We start from the raw sequence: 16,330 nt of genomic DNA, 5'->3' as shown, positions 1-16,330 counted from the left end.
GACGGCGACAGTCAGCCCCTGCGGGATTAGCCAGTGAGCATGGATGACATCAATATGGGTTCGCCGCAGTACTCGGCATATCGCCGTTAATTGGCTGACAAAGAAACAGGGCAGCAATAAGTAACGCCAGCGATTTTGTTTGAGATTGGGCAGAATGCCGCCTTGATAGGTCAGCCGCTCCCAGCGAGAGAAGAAATAACGAAAGCGCACCACCTCGACGCCGTCCATGATTTCATGACACTGAGCACCCGCCGCATGAGGAGCCAGCACGATAACGTGGAATTGATCCGCCAGACGCCGGCAGAGTTCAAAAACAAATGGTGGCTCCCTGTCGCCTTGCCAGCGCGGGAAGGTGGAAGTCAGTACCAAGAGCCGTTTTTTATCGCTCACTGTCCCGGTAATTCAACGAGGTAATCTGTTCCGACACCAACCCGATCAGAAAAATCAATATGGAGGCGATGAAAAGCAAGGCACTCATATTGGTAAACCGATGAATGGTAAGAAAACTATGCAGATAGTTGCCGAGTCCCAGCAGCATGAACAGTAGACTAATGGGGAAAAATATCTTGAGCGGTGAATAAAGCGTGCCCACCCTGAAGATGATCAACAGAAATCGCACTCCATCTCGCGCGATACGCAGATGACTTTTGCCAATTCGCTTTGGCGCATGGATAGGGACATACGCCACTGGATAGCCAGCCCGGAAAAAACCCATGGTAATCGTGGTCGGATACGAGAATCCGTTCGGCAACAGATAGAGAAATTTGCGGAATTTCTCCGCCCGCACGGCACGAAAGCCCGAGGTAAGGTCAGCCACTTTATGCCCCACCATCCAGGTTGCCAACCGATTGTAGAAGCCATTGGCAAGAGAGCGGTGCATGCCGGCCTGGGAGCCATTGCCACGCGCTCCGACGACCATATCGTAGCCTGCGTTGAGCTTTTCCAGCAGGCGGGGAATATCCTGCGGCTGGTGCTGGCCGTCAGCATCCATGAACAGCATGATAGCTCCCTGTGCAGCACGCGCTCCTGTTTTAACGGCTGCGCCGTTACCCAGACTGTGAGGATGAGAGATCACTCTGACATTGTTCTGGCGGCAAATTGCCACGGTCTCGTCATGCGATCCGTCGTCAATGACGACAACCTCGGCTTCCGGACATATTGCGCCGATAGCGGGCAGCAAGCTTTGCAAGCCATGAGCCTCATTTTTCGCCGGAATGACGATGGAAATTTTAGCGGTCATTTTTCTTTGGTGATTTGCCGTGCCTTGATGTCGGCAAGTTGCTTTTCAAGCTCAGCAATTGTTGTTGTGTGCTTTCTTTGTGTATCCATCGTGCGCGCTTTCTGAATTTCTATATCCGCTTCATCAGGTCGCTGCAATGCGGTCAGAAATTTTATTAGAGCGAAGCGGTATTCCAAATCATAAGGCGATAAATCCGCCATTTCATGCATGACAGCAAGCGCCCCCGGGTAGTCACGCTTTACATTGATCAAATATGAACTCAGCGCAAACAATATTTTGGATCGATTTTGGCCGGTTGCCGTTGGATTGCGCAAAGCAGCCATCAACAATGCCTCAATTTCTATATCGGGCAACTTGCAGCGTCCTTGCAATTGGCAATTGGTGAGACTGATAAGCTTGTCACTCGTTATCGCAGCATAGGGGGCATGCTCAAGCCGATATGCCATATCTTTAAGCCAATTGGAATCAATAATTCTGGCGGTGCTCGCATTCAACATGATCAACCCAAACAGTCCGCCAACGTCATTAATATCAAGTTTCACTGCATTTTCATAGTATTGCTGAGAAAGTTGATAATACATTTCTGTTCCAGCCGGGTCGTTCGCGGTCATGTTGCTGTAAATAGACCCCATTTCAACATTACTCCTGACTGAATTGGGATGATGCTCCACTTGTGCGTGAAAAAGATCATATGGATTCGACCATTCATTTGCGCGGGAAAAGGTGTTAAAAGAAAAAAGACTGATGAGTAGTATGGCAACTATTTGTCGTAAACGCAGGATATTCAAGTAGCGCAACGGGTAGAGCAAATAAAAAAACAGCATAAGCAGAATGCCATACATCGGAAGGTAGTTGCGATGTTCGTAAGCAATATCCAATGGAAATATCGTCGATTCAAGAGTGTGCCCAGCAAAAAAGAACAGTAAGCCAAACGCAATGAGAGGTGCCTTTTTGCGAATAACAAATGACAACCCCAGAAGAGTCAGAATTCCGGCGAGCGAAAATATTGTGCTAACCGGCTTGAACAGCCCGCGTGAATTGACAATATCGTCGTGATACAGGCCCATTTGAGCATTACTTGGAAGAATGATTTGCCACAAGTAAAACCACAATACGCGCGCCTCGGTCATCAAGCGCTCAATGAGTGAGAAAGTCCTGTTGCTGTACCCGGCCAGGAGCCACTGCGGATGCATCACGATATAAACGAGCATGGCAACTATGGGAATGGCGGCAAAGCAAATATAAAAACCCAGAAGAATGTTGCGTGCAACAGGCTTTTCGGCATAGAAATTAAAAAATACAATTTCCGCAGCCAGCATGAACACCGGGAGTAGTGCGCCAGTCTCCTTGCTTAATATGGCTAATGGTGTGAACAGCAGAAAACTTGCAAAAACCGGAACAGCTCCGCCCGCCCCTTCATAGAGGCGGATTCTGCCCCAAAAGAAAAGTGCCAACCCCCAAATACTAAAAAACGCACTCAGGCTGGTCATTCGCTGTACGACATACAGTACGCCAGTGAGGTTGAATGGGTGCAAAAGCCATGCGGCGGCCACTGCCAAACTGATCACCTGTATGTGTGTGGCGGCAAGACCAGGCTGAAATTGTTTCCGGTAAAAATCCAGCAATAGCAACGTCAGGATAAAAATTCCCAGCCCATTGGCTAGGTGAATAATCAGGTTGGTGAGCTTGAAATAAAACGGATTGAGCCCGGCCGCATGATAATTGAGGGCGAAGCTAACCAAGCTAAGAGGCCGCCCTAACGCGCTGCTGGCGCTTGAAACTCCTGCCTTGATGAGAGTGTGCGGCTTGACATCCTGAATCGCAATGTAGCTGTTGCGCTCTATATTTGGTATGTCGTCAAATACGAATGGCCCGGACAGGCCGGGGTAATAAATAACAAATGTTAGAGCCAGGATAAACAACAGTAATACGGCGAGGATTAAAGGTCTCGATCCTGCGTATAGGGTTGTTGGCATTCATTAGTCCCAAGTAACGGCTTTACGAACCTGCACGGGAAGGGTTATTTCGGAAGGTTGCGATTGATATAAAAAGGGGGCAACAGCCCCCTTTTTAAGTTAAGCCTTCTCAGCTATCGCTTTAAGACTTAGGCAGATACTTCGTCGGGAAGGCACCAGATACGGAAGGTACCCATGTCATGCCGGTCGCAGCTTGGCACGTACCAGTCCATAGCACGCCTCCTGAAACTCCCGCTATCGGAGTAGTGCCACCCACAGTAGCTAAAACCGTCCCTGAGGTAGCACTAACACCTGTCGCCAGGACGCTTGCAGTGTATTTGCCTGTAATTGTATTAGAAGCACTAAGGCCAAGAGTACCATTCGCGGCGGTATTGTTGCCTGCGGTGGCAAGAGTGCCGTCGCTGCAAGCTACACCCAACGCCGTCATCGCCGGACTGGCAAGACTGGTCATTTCTTGAAGTTTAGCCTTGATGGTGTAATCCTGATAAGCCGGAATCGCCACCGCAGCCAGAATACCGATAATCGCGACCACGATCATCAGTTCGATCAGGGTGAAACCCTGTTGTGCTTTCTTCATCATCATTAAGACCCCTTTGAAAGTTTGAATTCAAACGAACGGATAGCTCGCGTTCGAGCAATATAGCAGCAAATGATGTGCCCGATCAGGCATTAAACAATAATCTATTGATTTTTAGCATATTTAAAAACAAAAAGCGGCAGTTGCCGCTTTTCATCTGACTCATGAGTGACAAAAATCGTCACATGCTGTCAATTATTTACCTTCCGCAACCCTCTTCAGGTTGGCCAAACCGCTGTCGAACACCCCGGTGACAGCCTTGATCGCGGATTTGTCGTCCTGACCTTCCGGAATCGGCGGGTTGAGGCGGTATTTGCGGTAGAAGCGGGCCATCCAGGTGACGGTGGTCTCGCCTGCGCCCGGGCCGGCCTTGACGGTGATGACGGAGTTGTAGTCGCCCACCGGCAGCACGCCTTCGACGATTTCATACTTGAGCTTCATGTCGGCATCGCTGCTCGATTTCAGCTTTTCGTAAATGGTGCCGCCGTCCTTCAGCGTCAGCAGACGGAAAGTCGCGTCCTGGCCGTTTTCATCCTTCTTGTTTTCCAGCTTGTCGCTGGCCACGGCCGGGTGCCAGTTCTGCATATTGCCGAAGTCCTTGACGAGCGCCCACACCTTGGCCGGTTCGGCCTTGATGACGACTTCCTTTTCCACTTTCTGCGGGGACGGGCCATGGGCGAAGGCGGTCAACGGCAACAAGGCAACGGCGATGATTGCGAGCAGTTTCTTCATGCAAAATTCTCCTGGTTAAATTATCTATATTTCAAAAAAACTTCAATGCGAGGCCTGGGCGATGAACTGGCCAAAAGCGCGGCTTTGACTGCCGGTTGCTATGCTTGAGGCCAGCTTGTTGCTGGCGGCATCGATCACTGAAACGGCGTTGTCGCCCCAACTGGCGACATAAATCTTGTTGGTGCCGGCATCGAAGGCGATGCCTTCGGGAACGCTGCCGACGGCTATGGTGGCAATGACCTTATTGGAATGCGCGTCAATCACGGCAACGCTGTCGCCCTGGGTATTGGTGACATACACCCGGCTGCCGTCGCGGCCGACGGCGACGCAATAGGGGTGGTCGCCAACACCGACGGTCGCGGTAACGGCATTGGTATTGGTATCGATGACGGAAACGCTGTTGGCGTAGACGTTCACTGCGTATAACAGCGTGCCTTGCGGATTCAGCACGATACCGAAAGGATGTTTGCCCACGGCAATATGGCGCGCAACCTTGCGCTCATGCAGATCCACCACAGCGATATCATTGCTGTCGCGGTTGGCTATATACAAGAAACGACCATCCCTACTCGTCAACAGACCGGCGGGCGCTTCACCGGTGGCAATTGAATAGCGCTGTTCGCCGCTGGCAGTATCCACGGCCACAACCCGATTGCTGAACCAGTCGGTCACATACAGGTCTTTGCCATCCGGACTCAGCGCCAAGCCGACCGGGGAACCGCCCAGCGCAAACTCGCGGACCACGCGATTGTGTTGCGTATCTATTACCGAGATTGATTGACTATCGACATTGGAAACATAGGCGCGTTGCTGACCGGCGGAAACCGCGATGCCGACCGGACCTTTACCGACGGCGATTGTCGCCACCACCTGATCGCGGGCGGTATCGATGACGGAAACGCTATTGCTGCCTTGATTGGTGATGTAGGCAAACGATGCATGCGCCGTCCCTGCCAAGCCAGCCATCAGCAATAGGAAAAGATGCAGGATGCGTTTCATGAAGTCGATTTGAATCATAAGGCCCAGCAACGCATCGTTGCGGGGAATGGTTGACGGCGCAGTATAAGGGGCGATGCGCGCTGTTGCAACCGCACCAGGCTTCAAATTGATGCGGAAATATGCCAGAATTGCACTAACTTTCAAGGATTTCTACATCATGATCGACCGGGACGGCTATCGCCCGAACGTAGGCATAATTCTGTGCAACCCCCGCAACGAGGTGTTCTGGGGCAAGCGCATCCGCGAGCACTCGTGGCAGTTCCCGCAAGGCGGCATCAAACAGGGCGAAAGCCCGGAGCAGGCCATGTACCGGGAACTGGAAGAGGAAGTCGGCTTGCACCCGGAGCACGTCCGCATTCTGGGACGCACCCGCGACTGGCTGCGCTACGACGTACCCACGCACTGGGTCAAACGCGAATGGCGCGGCTCCTACCGCGGGCAGAAGCAGATCTGGTTCCTGCTGCGGCTGACGGGGCGCGACACCGATGTGTCGCTACGCGCCAGTTCGCATCCGGAGTTCGACGCCTGGCGCTGGAGCGAATACTGGGTGCCGATGGAAGCAGTGATCGAGTTCAAGCGCGATGTGTACAAGCGCGCACTGAGCGAACTGGAGCCGCACCTGCACACCGATCACCATCATCATCGGCGCGACGCGGCATAATCCTTATTCGGAGCCTGTTTCTGCAAAATCGGCTCTAAAACATCCGCCAGTACCCCCGTGAATCTGGCGCGATCCTTGACATCAAGATGTGATCCATCAGGGCAGGTGAAATCCTTGAGTGCGGGGCTATATGCTGAATGCACTGCCGGCACCCCAATATTCTCTGTAAAGTAATCCCAGAACCTTGAGCGTGGATAACGCCTCTCTTCAATGTCACGAACCATCCCACTGGATGGCATAGCGACAAATATGACTTGCCCCCCGCGTGCCTTGATAGCCTCCACCAGCTGTTTAGTCGCTTGGGTTTTTAGCATGAAGTCACGGTTATCCAACGGCATTAGCTTATTGATTTCCTGAGGCAAGATTGTATTCAGATTTTTCGAGGCCGGGCTCAGACTCTTCTCCAATCCCAAGTTCCGGATCACACGTTGGTGGTAGAACTCAGGCAGTTTCACTAGGCTGTAATCGGCTGTTCTGGAACGGTCCAAATAGGTAACAAGATATTGGCGAGACCGCTCCGCCGGGATAATTCTGGTTAACAGCGTAAATAAAGGGTTCGCCCCATCCGCATAGACTCTGAATGATTCATGCAGCATTTGAGACAGGGAATTCTCTGATGTTCTGCCGAGTGGCAATGCTACTCGTGCATGCTTATTTTTTTCGTAATTTTTTTGAAAGGTGGGTGCTGCCCCATCATGGGAACCAACATTGTGGTCATAATAATCCACCAGAATCGTTCCGCGAATTGTCTGGTCGGCGGCCAAACCTTCCAGTATCGGCGTAGATGCGCTTCCATCAATAGCCAATTGCACAGGCTCCAACCCTGTTTTTTCCCGAAGCACGTCAAGATCAATGCCCAACTGAATGCGGGATGCCCCGATCAGTATGAGTGCGCGCTCGCCCAGACGGCTTGCGCGTGCCCGCTCTTTCATCCAACTAGCCTGGGAATCCAGAATAGTTGGATGGTAGCCCAGCGTCACGAGGCGAATTTCCATGAAAGACATGAATACAGCAAATATCAGTAACGCTGCCCCGAGAATCGGGATCCACGAGACACCCGGTAGTTGCCGTTCAAAACTGGAAGTAGATAAAGGAGCGCGGGTCATTGCCGGAACAAAGAAACAATCCGATTAAACAGGTAGACATTATAGCGACCTGGGCGAAGAGACCGCGCCCTGCGACAATATCTTCAAGCCGGGTATTGCGCAGAGCTATGTGCCACCGCAGCGTGGCAAGCATGGCTACCACTGCGATCATATGCTGAATATCCGGTACGGGCGGGATAGTTGTGTTCATGAGCGCCTTGGCAATTGCAATGGCTTCATTAGGTGTTTCTGCTCGGAAAGGTATCCAAGTTACCGTAATCACAATGAATGTGATGATCTCGATTAACCGCCCTTCCCCAGCAATCGGCACCGCAGCATTTCCCAGCATTTTTTTCAGAAGTCGCTCGATGAAGAGATAAACACCATGAAGTCCACCCCAAAGCACAAACATCCATGAAGCCCCATGCCATAACCCGCCGATTAGCATCGTGATCAATAGATTCCCTATTGTTCGAAACTCGCCATACCGATTTCCACCCATGGGTATATAGAGATAATCGCGCAGCCAGGTAGAAAGGGAAATATGCCAACGCCGCCAAAAGTCTGAAAAGCCTTTAGCGGCATAAGGATGGTGAAAGTTGTCCGGGAAGGAAAATCCAAAACACAAGGCCAGCCCAATGGCACATAGCGAGTATCCGCTAAAATCATAATAGATTTGCCCGGAGAAACTGAACAAGCCAGCCCATGCATCAAACGCCCCATAATGGGATGGCGCGGCATAGATTTCGTCTACCACAGGAGCAAAAATTGCATCGGCCAGCACTACTTTGACGAATAGTCCCATGCAAACGAAAGCCAGCCCCCAGCCAACTTGATTCTGGGTCGGCAATTTTGGATTTTCTATCTGCGGTAGCAAACAACTTGCGCGAACGATGGGGCCAGCCATAAGATGAGGGAAAAAGCTTACAAACAATGCATAGTCCACAAGTCGCCAATCATGACGTATTTGCTTGCGATATACATCAATCGTATAAGAGAGTGACGCGAAAGTGTAAAACGATATCCCGATGGGAAGGACAATATCAAATTGTGGTGGAGTGTGCATCAGGCCCAAGGGAGCGAGCAACCGATTAAAGTTTTCCAGCAGGAAATTGCCGTACTTGAAATACCCAAGAACAATGAGATTAGTGGTGAGGCTACAAAACAATAGTGCGCGTCGCCTTGTCGAATTTTCCGTGTTCCCGATCAGCCTGGCCAGCCACCAATCCGCTGTTGTGGATAAAAAAAGCAGAAGGATATACGGGGGATTCCATGCCGCATAAAAAAGGTAGCTGGCTATCAGCAGCAACCATTTTTTATGCGGCCATTTTGGTATCAGCCAGAATAGGCCAAAAACACAAATAGAAAAGATAAGAAAAGTGAGTGAATTGAACAGCACTACTCTTATCCAGAGTGATTACAATTCCGCGAGTATCGTGCTGCTGGCGCTGACCTTGTCGCCCAGGCTGACTTTAGGCTTGGCGGTCAGCGGCAGATAGATATCGACGCGCGAACCGAAGCGGATGAAGCCGTAGCGCTGGCCCTTGTATAACCCGGCGCCCTGATCCACATAGCATAGAATCCTGCGGGCGATCAGGCCGGCGATCTGCACGCAGGTTACGTCATATCCGTCCCGGGTTCTGATCCATAGCGCATTGCGTTCGTTTTCCAGCGATGCCTTGTCCACCGACGCATTCAGGAACGTGCCGGGAAAATACCAGCGCTGTTTCACCAACCCGCCCACCGGCGCCCGATTGGAGTGCACGTTGAATACGTTCATGAACACGCTGATCTTGAGCGCCTCGCGCTGCAGATAGGGATCATGCGTTTTTCCCACGACGATCACCCGGCCGTCGGCGGCCGAAACCACGGCGTTGGGCTGCTCCGGGATATGCCGCGGCGGGTCGCGGAAGAACTGCAGCACGAATAGCGTGGCGCCCCACAACGGGATGGACCATAGCGCGCAAAATGCGGTAGCGGCAAGGGAAAGCGCCAGCAGCACGGCCAGATAAGGCCATCCTTCGCGGGCGATGATGGGGTGGGGATAATTACTCAAGGTCTGGTTTCCAATCAAAAATAAAAGGGCAAGGCGCATCGCACCCTGCCCCCTTGCATTGCCGCAACGTTAGTTCTTGCTTTGGTCGACCAGCTTGTTCTTGGCGATCCACGGCATCATCGCGCGCAACTGGCCGCCGACCTGCTCGATCGGATGAGCTGCGTTGAGGCGGCGACGGGCGGTCATTTCAGGATAGTTGGTGCGGCCTTCCAGGATGAAGCGCTTGGCGTAGTCGCCGTTCTGGATATTTTGTAGGGCTTCCTTCATCGCCCAGCGCGACTCTTCGTTGATGACCTTGGGGCCGGTAACGTATTCGCCATATTCAGCGTTGTTGGAGATCGAATAGTTCATGTTGGCGATGCCGCCTTCGTACATCAGGTCGACGATCAGCTTGAGCTCGTGCAGGCACTCGAAGTAGGCCATTTCCGGCGCATAGCCGGCTTCCACCAGCGTCTCGAAACCGGCCTTGACCAGTTCCACTGCGCCGCCGCACAACACGGCCTGCTCGCCGAACAGGTCGGTTTCGGTTTCTTCGCGGAAATTGGTCTCGATCACGCCGCCCTTGGTACCGCCGTTGGCAGCCGCATAGGACAACGCAATTTCTTTGGCCTTGCCGGAGGCGTTCTGGTACACCGCGATCAGCGACGGCACGCCGCCGCCCTTCAAGTATTCGGAACGCACGGTGTGGCCGGGGCCCTTGGGCGCAATCATGATGACGTCCAGATCAGCGCGCGGGGTGATCTGGTTGTAATGGATGTTGAAGCCGTGGGCAAATGCCAGTGCCGCGCCCTTCTTTAGGTTGGGGGCGACGTCGGCGTCGAAAATCTGCGGCATGGTTTCGTCAGGCAGCAGGATCATCACCACGTCGGCGCCCTTGACGGCTTTGCCGATTTCCTCGACCTTGTGGCCGGCGGTTTCCGCCTTCTTCCAGGAAGAACCTTCCTTGCGCAGGCCGACGGTGACCTTGACGCCGGAATCCTTCAGGTTCTGGGCGTGGGCATGGCCTTGCGAGCCATAACCCACGATGGTGACCTTCTTGCCTTTGATGATGGAGAGGTCGGCGTCCTTGTCGTAATACACTTTCATACAGATTTCCTTTGTTAATAGCTATCAGCGGTCAGCAATCAGCCTTCAGCTTTCAATGCGGGGTTATGCTGACCGCCGAAAGCTGAGGCTGACAGCTATATTTTTAAAATCCTGTCGCCGCGGCCGATGCCGGAGGCGCCGGTACGCACGGTTTCCAGCAAAGCGCCTTTGTCCAGCGCCTCCAGGAAGGCGTCGAGCTTGGCGCCGGTACCGGTGAGTTCTATCGTATAGGCATCGTCGGCGACGTCGATAATGCGGCCGCGAAAAATATCCGACATGCGCTTCATGTCCTCGCGGTAATTGCCGGTCGCCTTGACCTTGACCAGCATCAGCTCGCGTTCAATATAGCGACCGTCGTTGAGATCCAGCACCTTGACCACGTCCACCAGCTTATTGAGCTGCTTGACGATCTGCTCGACGACATCGTCCGAACCCGAGGTGACGATGGTCATGCGCGACAGCGTGGGGTCTTCGGTCGGCGCCACCGTCAGCGACTCGATGTTGTAACCGCGCGCCGAGAACAGGCCGGCTACGCGCGACAACGCGCCGGACTCGTTTTCCATCAGCAATGAAATGATATGGCGCATGTTACAGATCCTCCGCCAGTATCATCTCGGACAAGCCCTTGCCGCCCGGCACCATCGGGAATACGTTTTCCGACTGGTCGGTGATGAAATCCATGAACACCAGGCGCTCCTTGAGTTTGGGGCCGAACGCTTCCTTCATCGCGCCCTCCACATCCTCCGGTTTTTCGATGCGCATGCCGACATGGCCGTAAGACTCCGCCAGCTTGACGAAATCCGGCAGGCTGTCCATGTAGGATTCCGAATAGCGGTTGCCGTAGAAGAACTGCTGCCATTGCCGCACCATACCCAGGTAGCGGTTGTTGAGCAGGACGATCTTGACCGGCATATGGAACTGCTTGCAGGTGGACAGCTCCTGGATATTCATCTGGATGCTGCCCTCGCCGGTGATACAGGCCACCTGCGCATCGGGATACGCCAATTGCACGCCCATCGCGTAAGGCAAGCCCACGCCCATCGTGCCCAGCCCACCGGAATTGATCCAGCGGCGCGGCTTGTCGAACTTGTAATACTGCGCCGCCCACATCTGGTGCTGGCCGACGTCGGAAGTCACGAACGCATCTCCCTTGGTCGCCTCGTATAGCTGCTCGACGACAAATTGCGGCTTGATAATGCTGCCGCCATGGGCATAGCCAAGACAGTTCCTGCCGCGCCATTCTTCGATCTGCTTCCACCATGCCTTGAGCGCGCCAGTACCGGCTTTTCTGTCTTCGGCCTCCAGCAGCTCGTTCATCTCGGCCAGCACGTTTTTCACGTCGCCGACGATGGGCACGTCCACCTTTACGCGCTTGGAGATCGAAGACGGGTCCACGTCGATGTGAATGATCGTGCGCGGATTCTGGAAAAAATGCTCGGGGTTGCCGATAACCCTATCGTCAAACCGCGCGCCGATCGCGATCAGCACGTCGCATTCCTGCATCGCCATATTGGCTTCGAAGGTGCCGTGCATGCCCAGCATGCCGACGAACTGTTTATCGGTCGCGGGATAGCCGCCCAGCCCCATCAAGGTGTTGGTCACCGGGTAGCCGAGCTTCCTGACAAATTTTGTCAGTTCCGGCGCGGCATCGCCCAGCACCACGCCGCCGCCGGCGTAGACCATGGGCCGCTTAGCCTCCAGCAACAACTTCAATGCCTTCTTGATCTGGCCGGTGTGGCCTTTCAGCACCGGGCTGTAAGAACGCATATGCACCGACTTGGGGTACTCGAATTTGGTCGAGTGCTGGGTTATGTCCTTGGGAATATCCACCACTACCGGACCCGGGCGGCCGCTCGCGGCGATGTAGAACGCCTTTTTCATCGTCACGGCCAGATCCTTGACGTCCTTCACCAGGAAATTATGCTTCACACAGGGGCGCGTGATGCCCACCATATCCACTTCCTGGAAGGCGTCCATGCCGATCGCGGGCGTCGATACCTGCCCGGAGAGCACCACCATCGGAATCGAATCCATGTAGGCAGTCGCAATGCCGGTAATCGCATTGGTGGCGCCCGGGCCGGAAGTCACCAGCGCGACGCCGACCTCGCCGGTGGCGCGGGCATAGGCATCCGCCGCATGCACGGCCGCCTGCTCATGGCGCACGAGGACATGCTTGAACTTGTCCTGTTTGAATATCTCATCGTAAATGTTGAGCACCGCGCCGCCGGGATAACCAAATAAAAACTTGGTGCCCTCTTCCTGCAAACAGCGGATAACAATTTCTGCGCCAGTTAATTCCATAAAAAATTCAAAAATTTGGGATTTGTTGCGAAACCCTGAACAGTAATGGTTCGTGCAATTTTGGTCAAGGTCGGCCCAGTTCAGTTTGTGGTTTTTGACATGCCCAATTAGGTCTATTATTTCGCATGGGTCATACGATGACATCGGACGGCACGATATTGGTGGTTGACGACATCAGGCAGGACAGGATGCTGACAGTCGGCCTGCTGGCGCGCGCCGGGTATGACAGGATCGTCGAGGCAGACTCCATAGACACGGCACGGCGCGCGTTACAAGGCAAATCGGCGATCGACCTGCTATTGCTCAACACGGCGATGGCCGAAGCCCTCGCCTTCTGTCGCGAGCTCAAACTTGGCCCATTCGCCGGCCGCATTCCCATCATTGCGCTGACTGCCTCCAACGACGCTTCCGCTCTGGAACAGATTCTTGCCGCCGGCGCGGACGATTATCTTGCCAAACCTGTCCATCAAGCCAGCCTGATTAAGCGTATCGAAGCGGCGCTGCGGGAATCACGGACAGGGAAAAACCAGCTGCCGGGTTACCAGGATGCCCTGAACTGCGTCCTGCTCAACGACAGGCTGGATCACGCGCTGGCTGCGGCACAGCGCAGCCGCAGCAAGGTCGCGGTATTGCTTATCGATGTTGCTGTCCAGACGCCGGCTGACGGCCCGGAGCGAGACATCGAAGAAGGCCTGCTGCAGGAACTGGCCGCCCGCATCAAAAAGTCGCTGCGCGGCTGGGATACGTTTTGCCGGCAGGGCAATCGCCAATTCACCGTCATCCTGACCGATATCGGACATGCCACCGATGCCGCCTATGCGGTAGCCAGGCTGAATGCATCAATCGCTCGACCTTGCATGGTCAAGGGACAGCAACTCGTCGCCCAGCCAAGCATAGGCATCAGCATCTATCCGGACGATGCGGAAGATGTAGAGACGCTGCTCAAATATGCGGAAAATGCAATGCGAAGCGCCGGAGATCATGGCGGCTCCCGCAACTTCCGGTTTTTTGCTGCCGCATTCAACAGCGATGTGCTGGAACGCCTGGCTCTGGAAAACGCACTGCACCAAGCAATCGACAAGGGCGAACTGATGATGTATTACCAGCCGCAGGTCAACGCCGCCAGCGGCCGGATAATAGGCGCGGAGGCGCTGCTGCGCTGGCAGCACCCCGAATTGGGCCTTTATACGCCGGATAAGTTCATCGCCGTCACCGAAGATAGCGCCCTCATTATCGACATCAGCGTCTGGATGCTGCGCCAAGTCTGCAGGCAGAATGCCACCTGGCAAAAAGCCGGATTGCCGTCGATGCCGGTGGCCCTCCATTTGGCGAAACAGCAATTCCGGCAGGGCGACCTGCCCAGACTGGTCGCCGAAGCCTTGGCGGAGGAGGGCCTCGCGCCCAAATGGCTGGAACTGGAGGTTTCTGAAATCAGCATAACGGAAAACAGCGAAGATGCCATCGCGATGCTGAACGTCTTTCACAGCATAGGCGTGAACATTACCATCGACGAATTCGGCATGGGCTTTTCCTGCCTGACGCATTTCCGGCGGTTTCCGCTGCAGCGGCTCAGAATCGCGCACGAATTCGTCCGCGACATCTGCACCGACAGCGGCTACCGGGAGATCGTCCACGCCATCATCAGCATGGGAAAAAGCCTGCATTTGCGCGTCATCGCCAAAGGGGTGGAAACCGAAGAACAATTGGAGATACTGCGGGAAAGCGGTTGCGACGAAATTCAGGGCTACCTGTTCGGGGGGCCGATGCCTGTTGGGGAATTCGAGGCGCTGCTGCGGGAGAGCCTCGCCTGATGCGCTTCAGGTCAGTGCCGGCGGCGCCACCTGCAGCACTTCTTCCACGGTCGTCAGGCCGGCGATGACCTTTTCCGCGCCGTTCATGCGCAGCGGGTTCATGCCCTCCTTGTAGGCCTGCGCCTTGATCTTGCCGAGGTCGGCTTCGCGGGTGACCAGCTGTTTCAGCCCGGACGACATCGACAGCATCTCGTACAGGCCGGTACGCCCCTTGTAACCTGTCATCCGGCATTCCAGGCAGCCCACGGCAATGCCGACCTGCGCCGGCTTGGGCAATTTCCAGGGGGCCACCAATTCCTGCCACAAGGCATCGCTGATCTCGCCCTGCGATTTGCAAAACGGACATAAGGTGCGCACCAGGCGCTGCGCCATCACACCCAGCAGCGACGAGTTCAGCAAATAAGGCGGCACGCCAAGGTCGAGCAGGCGGCTCACCGCAGAAGGCGCGTCGTTGGTATGCAGCGAAGACAGCACCAGGTGGCCGGTGAGCGAAGCCTGTATCGTCATTTCCGCGGTTTCCATATCGCGCACCTCGCCCACCATGATGATGTCCGGGTCCTGCCGCAACAAGGTGCGCACGCCGTCGGCGAACGTCAGGTCGATATTGTGCTGTACCTGCATCTGGTTGAATGCCGGCTCTATCATTTCGATCGGGTCTTCCACCGTGCATACGTTGACTTCCGGCGTAGCCAGTTGCTTGAGCGTGGAATACAGCGTCGTGGTCTTGCCCGAGCCGGTAGGACCGGTGACCAGAATGATGCCGTTGGGCTGCTTGACCCAACCGTTCCACATGCTCGCATGTGCACGGCTGAAGCCGAGATCGGTGAAATTCTTGACCAGGATGTCCGGGTTGAAGATACGCATCACCAGCTTTTCGCCGAACGCGGTAGGCATCGTCGACAAGCGCAGCTCGACCTCTTCGCCCTCGATGGAACGGGTTTTCAGCCGACCATCCTGCGGCCGGCGTTTTTCCACCATGTCCATGCGCCCCAATAATTTGATCCGGCTGGTAATCGCATTCATGATCGAGGACGGCAGCTGGTAAACCTGGTGCAGCACGCCATCGATGCGGAAACGCACCAGGCCGATGTCCCGGCGCGGCTCCAGGTGGATATCGCTGGCACGCTGCTCGAACGCATACTGAAACAGCCAGTCGACGATGTTGACCACATGCTGCTCGTTGGCATCCAGGTTCTTGTTCTTGCCCAGTTCGATCAGTTGCTCGAAATTCTGTACCCCGACCATCTGGCCGGCTCTGGCTTCGCTTGCCAGATGCACCGAGTTGGCCAGGCTGTAGACTTCCGGCAGATAGCGATTGATTTCCACCGGATTGGCCAGTACCGGCACGATGCGGATGTTGACCATGCGCTCCAGTTCGACCACCCACTCGGTGAGGAACGGCTCGGCCGTGGCGATCGTCACCTCGCGCCCGCTGACCTTGACCGGCATGATCTTGAGGCGATCGGCATAGGCCTTGGAAACGATGTTGGCGATAGCGCCGAAATTGAGCTGCAACGGGTCGATATGGAAATACGGCAGCCCCACCTTCTCCGCCAGCCATTCAGTCAGCGCTTCAGTGGTGAGCCGTTTATGCGGCGCCTTGCGATTGGTCCATTTCTGCTCGCCGAGAATCACCAGCGGATGCAGGCTGGAACGTTCCTGCCTGTGGTCCTGGTAGAGACTTTCGGCCGCGTCCTTGGCCACCAGGCCGTCCTGCACCAGCCAGCGCAGGATTTCGCCGAGACTGAGCTTGTGCTCATGGGGTTTGATAGTGGCGACTTTGCTCATGATTGAACCGTATCGGGA

Annotated in this window: 15 protein-coding genes; 2 read left to right on the top strand and 13 right to left on the bottom strand. The window is 54.7% G+C overall.

What is annotated here, in order from left to right:
• From VGK14_RS07165 to VGK14_RS07140, 6 genes are all read right to left on the bottom strand, one after another.
• The coding region (locus tag VGK14_RS07165; RefSeq protein ID WP_331508291.1) for a hypothetical protein at positions 1-390 on the bottom strand (390 nt) is incomplete at its 3' end.
• Positions 380-1,240: a glycosyltransferase family 2 protein gene (locus tag VGK14_RS07160; RefSeq protein ID WP_331508290.1), complete on the bottom strand. Its 861-nt coding sequence runs from the start codon at positions 1,238-1,240 to the stop codon at positions 380-382. The genes VGK14_RS07160 and VGK14_RS07165, both read right to left, overlap by 11 nt.
• Positions 1,237-3,216 carry a hypothetical protein gene (locus VGK14_RS07155; RefSeq protein WP_331508289.1) on the bottom strand — a complete coding sequence of 660 codons (1,980 nt, stop codon included), beginning with the start codon at positions 3,214-3,216 and terminating at the stop codon, positions 1,237-1,239. Before VGK14_RS07155 ends, VGK14_RS07160 begins: the two co-directional genes overlap by 4 nt.
• A 121-nt stretch (positions 3,217-3,337) precedes the next feature.
• Complete coding sequence (locus VGK14_RS07150; RefSeq protein ID WP_414691707.1) at positions 3,338-3,793, bottom strand: pilin; 456 nt, start codon at positions 3,791-3,793, stop codon at positions 3,338-3,340.
• Between the two features lie 195 nt (positions 3,794-3,988).
• Positions 3,989-4,525, bottom strand: a complete 537-nt coding sequence (locus VGK14_RS07145) for an SRPBCC family protein (protein ID WP_331508287.1) — start codon at positions 4,523-4,525, stop codon at positions 3,989-3,991.
• Between the two features lie 42 nt (positions 4,526-4,567).
• Entirely contained in the window at positions 4,568-5,542 is a 975-nt protein-coding gene (locus VGK14_RS07140) for a YncE family protein (RefSeq protein WP_331508285.1), read from the bottom strand.
• Positions 5,543-5,681: 139 nt separating this feature from the next.
• Between VGK14_RS07140 and VGK14_RS07135 the strand changes: the two genes are divergently transcribed.
• Positions 5,682-6,185 (top strand): RNA pyrophosphohydrolase, encoded by a 504-nt coding sequence (locus VGK14_RS07135; RefSeq protein ID WP_331508293.1) that lies wholly within the window; start codon positions 5,682-5,684, stop codon positions 6,183-6,185.
• Here the strand turns inward: VGK14_RS07135 and VGK14_RS07130 are convergent.
• From VGK14_RS07130 to VGK14_RS07105, 6 genes are all read right to left on the bottom strand, one after another.
• Positions 6,164-7,291, bottom strand: coding sequence for a hypothetical protein (locus VGK14_RS07130; protein ID WP_331508284.1), 1,128 nt, complete (start codon positions 7,289-7,291; stop codon positions 6,164-6,166). The two genes, VGK14_RS07135 and VGK14_RS07130, sit on opposite strands and share 22 nt — an antisense overlap.
• Entirely contained in the window at positions 7,257-8,669 is a 1,413-nt protein-coding gene (locus VGK14_RS07125) for an MBOAT family O-acyltransferase (protein ID WP_331508283.1), read from the bottom strand. The genes VGK14_RS07130 and VGK14_RS07125 overlap by 35 nt, the downstream gene beginning before the upstream one ends.
• 18 nt (positions 8,670-8,687) lie before the next feature.
• Positions 8,688-9,326, bottom strand: coding sequence for a phosphatidylserine decarboxylase (locus VGK14_RS07120; RefSeq protein ID WP_331508282.1), 639 nt, complete (start codon positions 9,324-9,326; stop codon positions 8,688-8,690).
• A gap of 69 nt (positions 9,327-9,395) precedes the next feature.
• Complete coding sequence (gene ilvC, locus VGK14_RS07115) at positions 9,396-10,412, bottom strand: ketol-acid reductoisomerase (protein WP_331508281.1); 1,017 nt, start codon at positions 10,410-10,412, stop codon at positions 9,396-9,398.
• A gap of 95 nt (positions 10,413-10,507) precedes the next feature.
• Positions 10,508-10,999 (bottom strand): acetolactate synthase small subunit, encoded by a 492-nt coding sequence (gene ilvN, locus VGK14_RS07110; RefSeq protein WP_331508280.1) that lies wholly within the window; start codon positions 10,997-10,999, stop codon positions 10,508-10,510.
• A 1-nt stretch (position 11,000) separates the two neighbouring features.
• Complete coding sequence (locus VGK14_RS07105) at positions 11,001-12,713, bottom strand: acetolactate synthase 3 catalytic subunit (RefSeq protein WP_331508279.1); 1,713 nt, start codon at positions 12,711-12,713, stop codon at positions 11,001-11,003.
• Positions 12,714-12,838: 125 nt separating this feature from the next.
• On the opposite strand from VGK14_RS07105, the gene VGK14_RS07100 reads away from it, so the two are divergent.
• Complete coding sequence (locus VGK14_RS07100) at positions 12,839-14,524, top strand: putative bifunctional diguanylate cyclase/phosphodiesterase (RefSeq protein WP_331508278.1); 1,686 nt, start codon at positions 12,839-12,841, stop codon at positions 14,522-14,524.
• A 6-nt stretch (positions 14,525-14,530) separates the two neighbouring features.
• Here the strand turns inward: VGK14_RS07100 and VGK14_RS07095 are convergent, their stop codons facing one another.
• Positions 14,531-16,312, bottom strand: a complete 1,782-nt coding sequence (locus tag VGK14_RS07095) for a GspE/PulE family protein (RefSeq protein WP_331508277.1) — start codon at positions 16,310-16,312, stop codon at positions 14,531-14,533.
• Positions 16,313-16,330 lie beyond the last annotated feature (18 nt).

The organism is Novimethylophilus sp. (genome assembly GCF_036504375.1).
Lineage (GTDB): Bacteria > Pseudomonadota > Gammaproteobacteria > Burkholderiales > Methylophilaceae > Novimethylophilus.
Note: the sequence above shows the minus strand (reverse complement) of the source record. Positions and strands in the feature narration are given on the sequence as shown.